Below are 12,864 nucleotides of genomic sequence, written 5' to 3'. Positions count from 1 at the left end.
TGTTATATCACAGTTTATTTTTCTTTATAAAGCCTATGTTTTAAATGGTGACCCCTACGGGATTCGAACCCGTGTTACCGCCGTGAAAGGGCGGTGTCTTAACCACTTGACCAAGGGGCCAGTATCACGTCTCAAACAAGACAAGATTTATAATAACATCATTTCTTAATAGTTGCAATACTTTTTTATAACTTTTTTTATGTATAACAGCTTCTTAAAAATGGGCAAAAAAAATGGCTCCGAAGGCAGGACTCGAACCTGCGACAACCTGATTAACAGTCAGGTGCTACTACCAACTGAGCTACTTCGGAACGATACTATTCACTTCGGGTTTAAACAACCTCTTAAGTACATTTATTATTATAGCAAGCATTATAAATTATGCAACATATTTTATGAAAATTTTTATATTTTTTGTCGAAGTAGGTTTAAAAATTAATCCAAAAGCATAATAGTTCTCTATTAAATCTAATATTTCTATTTTGCGTGCTAAATATTCTTGCTGTATATTATTGCAATTGTTAAAATAAAAATAGTTTTAAGAATTTTCTATCAAATTTCCTGGGGGAGGAATATTCGGATGGTAACAAATGATTTAATTGCACCTGAATTTTATAATATCACAGAGGAATTAGAAAAGTTTTCACAAGATAGTGATCGCCAAGCAATACGCTGGTTAAATACGCAACAAGAGAGACGAACAGTTTCCTATGTAGAGCTTGTCCAAAAAATGAATCAATACGCAAATGCTTTTACAGAGACAGGACTTCGAAAGGGAGATCGCGTTCTAGTTATTATTCCTCGCCTACCAGAAGCCTATTTTGTTTTTCTTGGCTGTTTAAAGGCTGGCATCGTGCCTATTTCATGTTCAGAAATGCTACGTGCAAGTGACTTAGAATATCGCATGGAGCACTCTTCTGCTAGTGCAGTTATTGCCTATGAAGCATTTACAGGTGAGGTTGACCAAATTTCTTCTACTGTAGACACATTAAAGAACAAATTAGTTATTGGTACTGCAAAAGGCGATTGGGCTTCTTTAGATGTACTGGCAAGCACACAGCCAACTACATTTACAGCAGTAGCTACTAAACGTGATGACATGGCGTTCCTTTCCTATACATCTGGGACAACTGGGAAACCTAAAGGTGTAGTACATTCACATGGCTGGGGATATGCGCATATTCGAACAGCTGCTTCAAAATGGCTCTGCGTACGTGAAGGCGACTTAGTATGGGCTACAGCAGCTCCTGGCTGGCAAAAATGGATTTGGAGCCCTTTCTTATCTACAATCATGCTCGGTGCTACTGCATTTGTTTATCATGGTGGATTCGATGCAAAAACGTACCTTCAGCTCATACAAGATGAAAAAATAAATGTCCTTTGCTGCACACCAACTGAATATCGTATTATGGCGAAAATTGATAATTTGCAAGACTATAATCTTTCATCCCTCCGTAGTGCAGTCTCTGCTGGTGAACCGTTAAATCGCCCAGTCATTGAAACATTTATGAATCGTTTCAGGCTAAAAGTACGTGATGGCTATGGACAGACAGAGAATACATTATTAATTGGTACACTCGAAAACACTGAATTACGCCCTGGATCCATGGGTGTTCCAACTCCAGGTAATATTGTACGTATTATCGACAATGAAGGAAATGAAGCACCTGTAGGAGAGGTTGGCGATATTGCCATCCACAAATCCTCACCAGCTCTATTTAAGGAGTATTACAAAGAGCCAGAACGAACGCAAGCTGCATTTCGCGGTGATTGGTATATTACTGGTGATCAAGCAAAATGTGATGAAGATGGTTATTTCTGGTTTGAAGGTCGTGGAGATGACATTATTATATCTTCTGGTTATACGATCGGTCCATTCGAAGTTGAAGATGCATTAAACAAACATGAAGCTGTACAAGAATGTGCAGTTGTTGCTGCACCAGATGAAATTAGAGGCCATATTGTGAAGGCCTTTGTTATCCTACGAGAGAGCTTCAAAGAGCGAGATGAAGCCGAGTTAACAAAGGAGTTACAAGAGCATGTAAAGGCGTTAACAGCACCGTATAAATACCCTCGTAGTATTGTTTTTATTGATGAGTTACCAAAAACAACATCCGGAAAAATTCGCCGCATTGAACTACGAGCTGCCACTGTTCAAACACATTAAATATCAAAAAAGAAGGCATTCCACTTAAGGCATGCCTTCTTTTTTATATTTTTATAAATCATCTCAATTTATTAGTTAGCTTAAGTAAAAAAAGCCACTACTGAGTGTATCAGCAGCGACTTTTTGCGCCTAGCGACGTCCTACTCTCACAGGGGGAAGCCCCCAACTACCATCGGCGCTAAAGAGCTTAACTTCCGTGTTCGGTATGGGAACGGGTGTGACCTCTTTGCCATCATCACTAGACTATGGTCGACCTTCAATACACGGCGTATTACTGCGTCAGCTGCTCTCGTTCAATCAGTCACGTACAGAAGTACGCTCCTTCAATCACTCGTTTGCTTCCTTGTTCTACTTGTGTCTTGAAGCTCTTTTTTTATTGAAAGTTTTGTTCTTTCAAAACTGGATAAACGGTTCATTGAATGTTTCAAACGTTTTGGTTAAGTCCTCGATCGATTAGTATTCGTCAGCTCCATGTGTCACCACACTTCCACCTCGAACCTATCTACCTCATCGTCTTTGAGGGATCTTACTTACTTGCGTAATGGGAAATCTCATCTTGAGGGGGGCTTCATGCTTAGATGCTTTCAGCACTTATCCCGTCCACACATAGCTACCCAGCGATGCCTTTGGCAAGACAACTGGTACACCAGCGGTGTGTCCATCCCGGTCCTCTCGTACTAAGGACAGCTCCTCTCAAATTTCCTACGCCCACGACGGATAGGGACCGAACTGTCTCACGACGTTCTGAACCCAGCTCGCGTACCGCTTTAATGGGCGAACAGCCCAACCCTTGGGACCGACTACAGCCCCAGGATGCGATGAGCCGACATCGAGGTGCCAAACCTCCCCGTCGATGTGGACTCTTGGGGGAGATAAGCCTGTTATCCCCGGGGTAGCTTTTATCCGTTGAGCGATGGCCCTTCCATGCGGAACCACCGGATCACTAAGCCCGTCTTTCGACCCTGCTCGACTTGTAGGTCTCGCAGTCAAGCTCCCTTGTGCCTTTACACTCTACGAATGATTTCCAACCATTCTGAGGGAACCTTTGGGCGCCTCCGTTACCTTTTAGGAGGCGACCGCCCCAGTCAAACTGTCCGCCTGACACTGTCTCCTGCCCCGCTAAGGGGCATGGGTTAGAATTTCAATACAACCAGGGTAGTATCCCACCGACGCCTCCTTCGAAGCTGGCGCTCCGAGATCTCTGGCTCCTACCTATCCTGTACAAGTTGTACCAAAATTCAATATCAGGCTACAGTAAAGCTCCACGGGGTCTTTCCGTCCTGTCGCGGGTAACCTGCATCTTCACAGGTACTATAATTTCACCGAGTCTCTCGTTGAGACAGTGCCCAGATCGTTACGCCTTTCGTGCGGGTCGGAACTTACCCGACAAGGAATTTCGCTACCTTAGGACCGTTATAGTTACGGCCGCCGTTTACTGGGGCTTCAATTCGCAGCTTCGCTTGCGCTAACCACTCCTCTTAACCTTCCAGCACCGGGCAGGCGTCAGCCCCTATACGTCACCTTACGGTTTTGCAGAGACCTGTGTTTTTGCTAAACAGTCGCCTGGGCCTATTCACTGCGGCTCTCATGCGCTTGCACGCTCAAGAGCACCCCTTCTCCCGAAGTTACGGGGTCATTTTGCCGAGTTCCTTAACGAGAGTTCTCTCGCACACCTTAGGATTCTCTCCTCGACTACCTGTGTCGGTTTGCGGTACGGGCACCTCTCACCTCGATAGAGGCTTTTCTTGGCAGTGTGAAATCAGGAACTTCGTCCATACGGACTCGCCATCACAGCTCAACGTTACAGTGTGCGGATTTGCCTACACACACGCCTTACTGCTTGGACGCGCATAACCAACAGCGCGCTTACCCTATCCTACTGCGTCCCCCCATTTCTCAAACGGTGAGGAGGTGGTACAGGAATATCAACCTGTTGTCCATCGCCTACGCCTATCGGCCTCGGCTTAGGTCCCGACTAACCCTGAGCGGACGAGCCTTCCTCAGGAAACCTTAGTCATACGGTGGACGGGATTCTCACCCGTCTTTCGCTACTCATACCGGCATTCTCACTTCTAAGCGCTCCACCAGTCCTTCCGGTCTGACTTCAACGCACTTAGAACGCTCTCCTACCACTGACATCGTAGATGTCAATCCACAGCTTCGGTGAATCGTTTAGCCCCGATACATTTTCGGCGCAGCGTCACTCGACCAGTGAGCTATTACGCACTCTTTAAATGATGGCTGCTTCTAAGCCAACATCCTGGTTGTCTGTGCAACGCCACATCCTTTTCCACTTAACGATTACTTTGGGACCTTAGCTGGTGGTCTGGGCTGTTTCCCTTTTGACTACGGATCTTATCACTCGCAGTCTGACTCCCGTGTATAAATATCTGGCATTCGGAGTTTGTCTGAATTCGGTAAACCGGGATGGCCCCCTAGTCCAAACAGTGCTCTACCTCCAGTATTCTCATCACGAGGCTAGCCCTAAAGCTATTTCGGAGAGAACCAGCTATCTCCAAGTTCGATTGGAATTTCTCCGCTACCCACACCTCATCCCCGCACTTTTCAACGTGCGTGGGTTCGGGCCTCCAGTAAGTGTTACCTTACCTTCACCCTGGACATGGGTAGATCACCTGGTTTCGGGTCTACGACCACGTACTATTTCGCCCTATTCAGACTCGCTTTCGCTGCGGCTCCGCCTTCTAAAGCTTAACCTCGCACGTAATCGTAACTCGCCGGTTCATTCTACAAAAGGCACGCTATCACCCATTAACGGGCTCTAACTACTTGTAGGCACACGGTTTCAGGATCTCTTTCACTCCCCTTCCGGGGTGCTTTTCACCTTTCCCTCACGGTACTGGTTCACTATCGGTCACTAGGTAGTATTTAGCCTTGGGAGATGGTCCTCCCGGATTCCGACGGAATTTCACGTGTTCCGCCGTACTCAGGATCCACTCAGGAGAGAACGAACTTTCGACTACAGGGCTTTTACCTGCTCTGGCGGACCTTTCCAAGTCGCTTCATCTAACTCGCTCTTTTGTAACTCCGTATTGAGTGTCCTACAACCCCAAGAGGCAAGCCTCTTGGTTTGGGCTCTTCCCGTTTCGCTCGCCGCTACTCAGGGAATCGATTTTTCTTTCTCTTCCTCCAGGTACTTAGATGTTTCAGTTCCCTGGGTCTGCCTTCAAGACGCTATGTATTCACGTCAAGATACTACGCGATTAAACGTAGTGGGTTCCCCCATTCGGAAATCTCCGGATCAAAGCTCACTTACAGCTCCCCGAAGCATATCGGTGTTAGTGCCGTCCTTCTTCGGCTCCTAGTGCCAAGGCATTCGCCGTGCGCCCTTAATAACTTAACCAAGTTATTAAGCCTATAAAAAAACTTAAAAAAATAAATGTGTTTGTTACAATTTCAATGTCGTTTTATCCAGTTTTCAAAGAACAAGTTTTGAAGATTTTCATCCAAGAAAGAATGAACCTTCAAAACTGAACGCAAAACGTAATCTTACAAACCCTAGGTTTGTATTCCGAAAATATCCTTAGAAAGGAGGTGATCCAGCCGCACCTTCCGATACGGCTACCTTGTTACGACTTCACCCCAATCATCTATCCCACCTTCGGCGGCTGGCTCCAAAAGGTTACCTCACCGACTTCGGGTGTTACAAACTCTCGTGGTGTGACGGGCGGTGTGTACAAGGCCCGGGAACGTATTCACCGCGGCATGCTGATCCGCGATTACTAGCGATTCCGGCTTCATGTAGGCGAGTTGCAGCCTACAATCCGAACTGAGAACGACTTTATCGGATTAGCTCCCTCTCGCGAGTTGGCAACCGTTTGTATCGTCCATTGTAGCACGTGTGTAGCCCAGGTCATAAGGGGCATGATGATTTGACGTCATCCCCACCTTCCTCCGGTTTGTCACCGGCAGTCACCTTAGAGTGCCCAACTAAATGATGGCAACTAAGATCAAGGGTTGCGCTCGTTGCGGGACTTAACCCAACATCTCACGACACGAGCTGACGACAACCATGCACCACCTGTCACCGTTGCCCCCGAAGGGGAAACTATATCTCTACAGTGGTCAACGGGATGTCAAGACCTGGTAAGGTTCTTCGCGTTGCTTCGAATTAAACCACATGCTCCACCGCTTGTGCGGGCCCCCGTCAATTCCTTTGAGTTTCAGTCTTGCGACCGTACTCCCCAGGCGGAGTGCTTAATGCGTTAGCTGCAGCACTAAGGGGCGGAAACCCCCTAACACTTAGCACTCATCGTTTACGGCGTGGACTACCAGGGTATCTAATCCTGTTTGCTCCCCACGCTTTCGCGCCTCAGTGTCAGTTACAGACCAGATAGTCGCCTTCGCCACTGGTGTTCCTCCAAATCTCTACGCATTTCACCGCTACACTTGGAATTCCACTATCCTCTTCTGCACTCAAGTCTCCCAGTTTCCAATGACCCTCCACGGTTGAGCCGTGGGCTTTCACATCAGACTTAAGAAACCACCTGCGCGCGCTTTACGCCCAATAATTCCGGACAACGCTTGCCACCTACGTATTACCGCGGCTGCTGGCACGTAGTTAGCCGTGGCTTTCTAATAAGGTACCGTCAAGGTACAGCCAGTTACTACTGTACTTGTTCTTCCCTTACAACAGAGTTTTACGAACCGAAATCCTTCTTCACTCACGCGGCGTTGCTCCATCAGGCTTTCGCCCATTGTGGAAGATTCCCTACTGCTGCCTCCCGTAGGAGTCTGGGCCGTGTCTCAGTCCCAGTGTGGCCGATCACCCTCTCAGGTCGGCTACGCATCGTCGCCTTGGTGAGCCGTTACCTCACCAACTAGCTAATGCGCCGCGGGCCCATCCTATAGCGACAGCCGAAACCGTCTTTCAGTATTTCACCATGAGGTGAAACAGATTATTCGGTATTAGCCCCGGTTTCCCGGAGTTATCCCAAACTATAAGGTAGGTTGCCCACGTGTTACTCACCCGTCCGCCGCTAACGTCGAAGGAGCAAGCTCCTTCTCTGTTCGCTCGACTTGCATGTATTAGGCACGCCGCCAGCGTTCGTCCTGAGCCAGGATCAAACTCTCCATAAAAGAAATTTGAATAGCTCAATTTGTTTTGCTGGCATCATTTTGATGTCCAAAATTTTGTTTTGTTCACTAACCAAGGTTAGTTACTAAAAACTTTGTTGATTACGTTTTGCTTGTTCAGTTTTCAAGGTTCATGTTTTTTGTTTCACTGTCACCTCTTGGCGACTTATACATAATAACATCGATTATTCATGAAAGTCAACACTAAATCATAAGTTTTTTTAAAGAGATTCATTTTTTATTTAAAATCTTAGAAATGAGGTTATTATTATGGTCCGCAAAACGTTGATTTCACTGCTTTTAATCGTAATCCTTTTTGCTTTTCTAAAGCCTATAAACTCAACGATGATTTCTGTATTTAATATTGCGAATGCACCAGTAGTGGTCACGAAAGGACATTATGGCACATCTCTTATAGTAGAGATTTCTTTCTCTGATGACTCTCTATTAGAATGGCTTCAAACGGTGAAAGAGCCTTATCCTCTTCTACTTTTAGATACCGACTGGATTAAACGTTCACCCGAACATTTAAAAATTATACAACAACGAAAATTGCCTACAGGACTACTTGGTCCAGATGATTCAATAGAAGAACCCGTTGACATTGCGCTCATTCAAAAAGATATTGATATCTATGAAAAGTATTTAAAGGAAAAACCTTTATGGTTTGCTACCCGAAATCATCAATATTCGCAGGATTTACAGAAATCTTTATTCCAACAACAAATGAATTTACTGTCGCCTTCTCTTATTTGGCAGGGTGAGAAAACACCTAAATTACAAAAAGGTGATTTTGTATTTTTCCCACTCCATCAAAATAATCAAATATCCTTTAAAGAGCTTAACGCTCTAATACAACAACATAAGTTTATGTCAATTGAAGAAAATATATTTGGTTATAAAGTTCAAACTAAAAAAGCCCCATAAAAAAATTGCCTTCACTAAAGTGAGGCAATTTTTTCTTATGCATTTTTAGCCTGTTCACGACGAGCTTTGCGGCGTGCTTCTAATTTTTGACGATCTTCATCGGATTTTGCATTATATTTAGGCAATACTAATAGTTGATACGCATTAACAGCCAATAATGGGAATAATAAAAGCGCAACATATTCATTAATATTTTCATCACGACCCATTAATGCAATTGTCCATTCCAGCGTTGTAATGACAATCATAAAGAATAGAGCCGAAATCATTACATGCTTTTTCCCCGTTAATTTTACTTTTTGAACAGCTGTTGCTATTGCACCAAATATTAGAACAATTAATAATCCAACATAGAACAACCAGCTTTGTCCATCCTTCACACCAGGAATAAAGCGGAAGAATATAATATCGAAAATCGTTATGGCAATTAATAATAGCTGTACCCAATTCCATAATGTCAGTGTTCTAAAAATATTAACACCTACTTGATGAAGTGTTAAATAAGCAAAAAAACCAGCTTGTGCTATAACACTCATGGTAAACCCTAAGAAAACCATCCATAAAAGTCCAGCGAAAAATTCGCCCCATTGACCATTTGCTATGTATGGTTGGAAAAATTCCCAGCGAATAAATAAACTAAAAACTCCGTTGACTGCACCACCAACGAGCATTGCAAAGAAGAAAAACTTTGCCCAATTTCGTATCGTCACAACTAAAAGTCCCCCAATTTCTCAATATATCTGTCCTTATTTTATCAATGCCTTGTTAAAAAAGCTATTTCTCATCCTAACCAATACATAAAGTCCCGAGAAATGTGAACAATAATTGAAAGAGTCTATCTAGAGAAAGGACTGATTGTCGATGCGAAAATTCACCTTATTATTGATTCTAATGCTTTTTCTTTCTGCCTGTTCACAAGATAAAACCTCTACCATGTCCTATGATGAAATAAAAAAAATCATGATTGACTCTTTGCAAACAGAGGATGGTAAAAAGGCATTGCGACAGCTTTTGGAGGAGCCAAGTTTCCGTGAGCTTTTGATTTTAGAGCATGATGAAGTGAAAAAGGCTACTGAGGAAACATTACTTTCCAAGGAAGCAGAAGACTTTTGGAAGAAAACCTTTGAAGATCCAAAATTTAAAGAAACTGTTGCAAAAAGCATGCAAAAACAGCAACAGGATATTATGAAGGACTTAATAAAAGATCCGACTTTCCAAAAGGATATGGAGGCCTTTTTTGGGCAACCCGATATGCAAAAGCAGCTAGAGACCATCCTAAAATCATCCAATATGCGCAAGCAAATGGAGCAAGTGGTAAAGGAAACGATCGAAAGCCCTTTAATGCAATCTAAATGGCAGGAACTTATTAAAAAGAGTGGCGAAACGGGTTCATCAGGAAGTGGCGATAAGAAAGAAGCTAGTGGTGAAAGTGATGGCGGATCGGATAAGGAGCAAAAAAGTACTGAGTAACCATAGCAATTTAAAAACGGATTTCCCCATAAAAGGTGGAAATCCGTTTTTTATTTATTTACTTAATTTATCAATGATTTTCGTCGCGATGTCTAAATAAATTTGTCCTGTCGTATGTTTCTCAGCATAAACAGACGGAGCAAAATCTTCTTCTGTCCAATCGGGTTGACCAAGCGGGATCTGCCCAAGCAGCTCTGTACGTAATTCATCAGCTAGCTTAGGTCCGCCTCCTTGTCCAAAGACAAATTCTCGATCACCTGATTTAGATTCAAACCAAGCCATATTTTCGATAACACCTAAAATTTCATGGTCTGTTTGAAGAGCCATTGCTCCTGCACGAGCTGCAACAAATGCTGCTGTCGGATGCGGTGTTGTGACAACAATTTCTTTTGATGATGGTAGCATTTGATGGATATCTAATGCTACGTCACCTGTGCCTGGAGGTAAATCTAATAGTAGATAGTCTAGCTCTCCCCATTCAACATCACGGAAAAACTGATCTAATACTTTACCTAGCATTGGACCACGCCATACAATCGGTGCGTTGTTTTCCACAAAGAAGCCCATTGAAATCATTTTTACACCCAAGCGATCTACTGGGAAAATACGATTGTCAACTACTTTAGGCATATCCGTCACACCCATCATATCGGGCACACTAAAGCCATAAATATCGGCGTCGATTAATCCGACCTTCTTTCCTAGACGAGCTAAAGCAACAGCTAAGTTAACTGATACTGTAGATTTACCTACTCCACCTTTACCAGAAGCAATTGAAATCACTTGTACTGTGCTTAGTGGAGATAAAATATCTTGTGCTTCTGACTCTGTTGCAGTGCCACGGAAGCTTTGTAATTTTTCTGTTGATAGTTCTTCAAAACGAATGCCAACCGTATTTGCACCCGCTTCTTTCAATACCTCAACAACCTTCATTTGTAGCTGTAGCTGTTCAGGTGTATTTAATTTAGCGATCGCAATTTTTACACTAACATGATTTTTTTCTTCTTTTATTGCTACGTTTGTAATACCATCTGTTTCTGCAAGCGATTTATGTAAAAATGGATCTTGTAGTTGTCCTAGTATTTCTCGTACTTGTTGTTCAGTAATCACGACGAACACTCCCCTTATATTATCTCAATGTTAGTATATCATACTGATATGGTTTACGTTGTAGATGTTGCTCTACTCAATCTTAGCTAATAAATACTCTTCTATACCTTCAACTATGGCATCTGCCATTTTTTCCTGGTAGTTCTTATCGATTAATAATGCTCGTTCTTCATCATTACTGATAAAACCAGTCTCTACTAATGCTGCAGGGACTTCTACTTTCTTCAGTAAATAAATTTGCTTAATAGACAAAGCTTCTCGGTCTGTATTTTTTAGATTAGTGCGAATGGATTGTTGAATACTCTTGGCAAGAATTTCGCCATCGGCATGTCCTTCCTTATGATAAAACACCTGTGCACCACGCCATTTTGTTTCGGGTATAGCATTTGCATGAATTGTAATAAATACATCAGGCTTTTCTTTTTCAACGATATCCTTTCTTAAGAAAATATCCTGCTTTTTCCGCTCTCTTAAAGTTCCATATTTTTCCGACGGCGCATGCTCATCAATCACATCCCCATTTTTTGTTCGCGTCATTACGACTGTTGCGCCTTTTTTCTTTAATTTCTTCTCCACATGCTGAGCAATTGCAAGTGTAATTTCCTTTTCAATTACTTCGCCCTTTGAAGCTCCTCCGTCCTCACCACCATGCCCTGCATCAATGACAATTTTGATGCCACCAAGTGGGTCTGGTAAGAAGAAGTTACGGTCCGAAGCATTTGTTTCATATGCCACGACCACTATACTCATAAGCATAATTACTCCTAGTGCAAGCCAGCGCTTCACCCATATCCACCACCCTTTTACATTTAGTGTACGAAATTAGTAGATGAACTATGCCAGAAAGTAAAAAAAACTCCCAAGTAATAAACTTAGGAGTTTTGATTTTCTTCTATGAATAAAGGAGGAAGTATCATTTTATTGCATTGTAAATACAGGGTTTAATTCACCTTCATAAGGTTCATGCTCAACAAATACAGTTATATCATTACCGTCTTTGTCTTTACCTGTACGTTTATACGTGAATTTCTTCTCATTGATTTCAGTAATTTCAAGGGCAACGCCATACTTATTATCACCGATTGAAACATGAGCTCTTATTTTATTGCCATGAATGACATTAAAATAACCATAGTCGCCACGACTCTCACCTGTTTCAGGGTTGAAGAACTCATATTTATTTGTATTTGCGTCATATTTTGCAATGCTGATAAAATTTGAATTAAACTCTGTTAAATCATTACCTGCTTCATCTAATACAACAGTTCCGTGCCATAATGTATCAGCTAAAATCTTATCTCCGTCAACGTCTGTAACAATATTACCTGTTGAAGCATTCAGCGTTTTATTTGAATCGGTAAATGCCAGTTCATTTTCTTTATATGGAATATGCTCAACGAACACTTCTACCTCATTGCCAGCAGCATCTTTGCCCATTCTTTTATAAGTAAAGATACTATCGTTTAGCTCTGTAATTTCTACAATAGCTTGATAATCCTTGGATTCAGAAATTAAAATTCTTTGTGTCCCATCATTTGTGATAAAGAACGTCCCTTTATCATCACGGCTTTCACCAGTAGCAACGTCAAAGAATTCATAATGACCTGCCTCAGCATCATATTTTGCTAAGCCAATAAAGTTAGAATTTTCCGCAGTTAAATCATTGTTGTCTTTATCATATACTTTTGTGCCTTGCCAATTCGTACTACTTAATATATTGGCCATTTCTTCACCCTTCGTTAATTGCTCCTTTGTTTGATCCTTCGTTGTAGCAGCACTTTCTGTTTTTATTTCCTCACTATTGCCTTTCTCAGGCTCCTTATCTTGACATGCTGCAAGTAGTGCCATTGCCGCAACCGATACTATCAATAATTTTTTCATACCTACTTACCTCCATCGCTACATTCTATTTTTGAGTTACGCCAAACCCATAATGACAAATTTCAAGAAAATGCATGGTTTGTAGTACCTTCAAGAACTATATTAAAGTGGAATGTTAAACTCCCTCTAAATAATTTCTTAAAAAAACATAAACTTATGCGAAAATATTTTTAATATATCTTAAATCTGTGCGGAAATAGTAATGATTATGTAAA

Annotated in this window: 7 protein-coding genes, 2 tRNA genes and 3 rRNA genes; 3 read left to right on the top strand and 9 right to left on the bottom strand. The window is 42.4% G+C overall.

Features of this window, described 5'->3' with window-relative positions:
* Positions 1-45: 45 nt before the first annotated feature.
* A tRNA-Glu gene (locus MHI34_RS08415) sits at positions 46-120 on the bottom strand.
* Positions 121-234: 114 nt separating this feature from the next.
* Positions 235-311, bottom strand: a tRNA-Asn gene (locus tag MHI34_RS08410).
* A 269-nt stretch (positions 312-580) separates the two neighbouring features.
* Between MHI34_RS08410 and MHI34_RS08405 the strand changes: the two genes are divergently transcribed.
* The gene (locus MHI34_RS08405) at positions 581-2,167 is read left to right on the top strand and encodes an acyl--CoA ligase (RefSeq protein WP_271911417.1); all 1,587 of its coding nucleotides are present in this window, start codon (positions 581-583) and stop codon (positions 2,165-2,167) included.
* 127 nt (positions 2,168-2,294) lie between these two features.
* Here the strand turns inward: MHI34_RS08405 and rrf are convergent.
* From rrf to MHI34_RS08390, 3 genes are all read right to left on the bottom strand, one after another.
* A 5S ribosomal RNA gene (gene rrf, locus MHI34_RS08400) occupies positions 2,295-2,410 on the bottom strand.
* 190 nt (positions 2,411-2,600) lie between these two features.
* A 23S ribosomal RNA gene (locus MHI34_RS08395) occupies positions 2,601-5,528 on the bottom strand.
* Between the two features lie 184 nt (positions 5,529-5,712).
* A 16S ribosomal RNA gene (locus MHI34_RS08390) occupies positions 5,713-7,264 on the bottom strand.
* The 16S, 23S and 5S rRNA genes sit together here, the layout of an rRNA operon.
* Positions 7,265-7,531: 267 nt before the next feature.
* On the opposite strand from MHI34_RS08390, the gene MHI34_RS08385 reads away from it, so the two are divergent.
* On the top strand, positions 7,532-8,188 hold the full coding sequence (locus MHI34_RS08385) for a hypothetical protein (RefSeq protein ID WP_058845115.1): 657 nt from the start codon (positions 7,532-7,534) through the stop codon (positions 8,186-8,188).
* Positions 8,189-8,223: 35 nt separating this feature from the next.
* Here MHI34_RS08385 and MHI34_RS08380 read toward each other — a convergent pair whose 3' ends face one another.
* Complete coding sequence (locus MHI34_RS08380) at positions 8,224-8,898, bottom strand: KinB-signaling pathway activation protein (protein WP_009374014.1); 675 nt, start codon at positions 8,896-8,898, stop codon at positions 8,224-8,226.
* Between the two features lie 151 nt (positions 8,899-9,049).
* Between MHI34_RS08380 and gerD the strand changes: the two genes are divergently transcribed.
* Complete coding sequence (gerD, locus tag MHI34_RS08375) at positions 9,050-9,658, top strand: spore germination lipoprotein GerD (protein ID WP_036129059.1); 609 nt, start codon at positions 9,050-9,052, stop codon at positions 9,656-9,658.
* A gap of 54 nt (positions 9,659-9,712) precedes the next feature.
* On the opposite strand, the gene MHI34_RS08370 is transcribed toward gerD, so the two are convergent.
* The 3 genes from MHI34_RS08370 to MHI34_RS08360 all read right to left on the bottom strand — a co-directional run bounded on the left by MHI34_RS08370 (position 9,713) and on the right by MHI34_RS08360 (position 12,616).
* Positions 9,713-10,768, bottom strand: coding sequence for a P-loop NTPase (locus MHI34_RS08370; RefSeq protein ID WP_036129061.1), 1,056 nt, complete (start codon positions 10,766-10,768; stop codon positions 9,713-9,715).
* Positions 10,769-10,840: 72 nt separating this feature from the next.
* Complete coding sequence (locus MHI34_RS08365) at positions 10,841-11,554, bottom strand: N-acetylmuramoyl-L-alanine amidase (RefSeq protein WP_036129063.1); 714 nt, start codon at positions 11,552-11,554, stop codon at positions 10,841-10,843.
* 132 nt (positions 11,555-11,686) lie between these two features.
* Positions 11,687-12,616 (bottom strand): DUF4822 domain-containing protein, encoded by a 930-nt coding sequence (locus tag MHI34_RS08360; protein ID WP_342504457.1) that lies wholly within the window; start codon positions 12,614-12,616, stop codon positions 11,687-11,689.
* Positions 12,617-12,864 lie beyond the last annotated feature (248 nt).

The organism is Lysinibacillus sp. FSL L8-0126, from assembly GCF_038630385.1.
GTDB lineage: Bacteria > Bacillota > Bacilli > Bacillales_A > Planococcaceae > Lysinibacillus > Lysinibacillus fusiformis_D.
The sequence above is the reverse complement of the archived record's forward strand: the minus strand, read 5'-3'. Positions and strand labels throughout refer to the sequence as shown.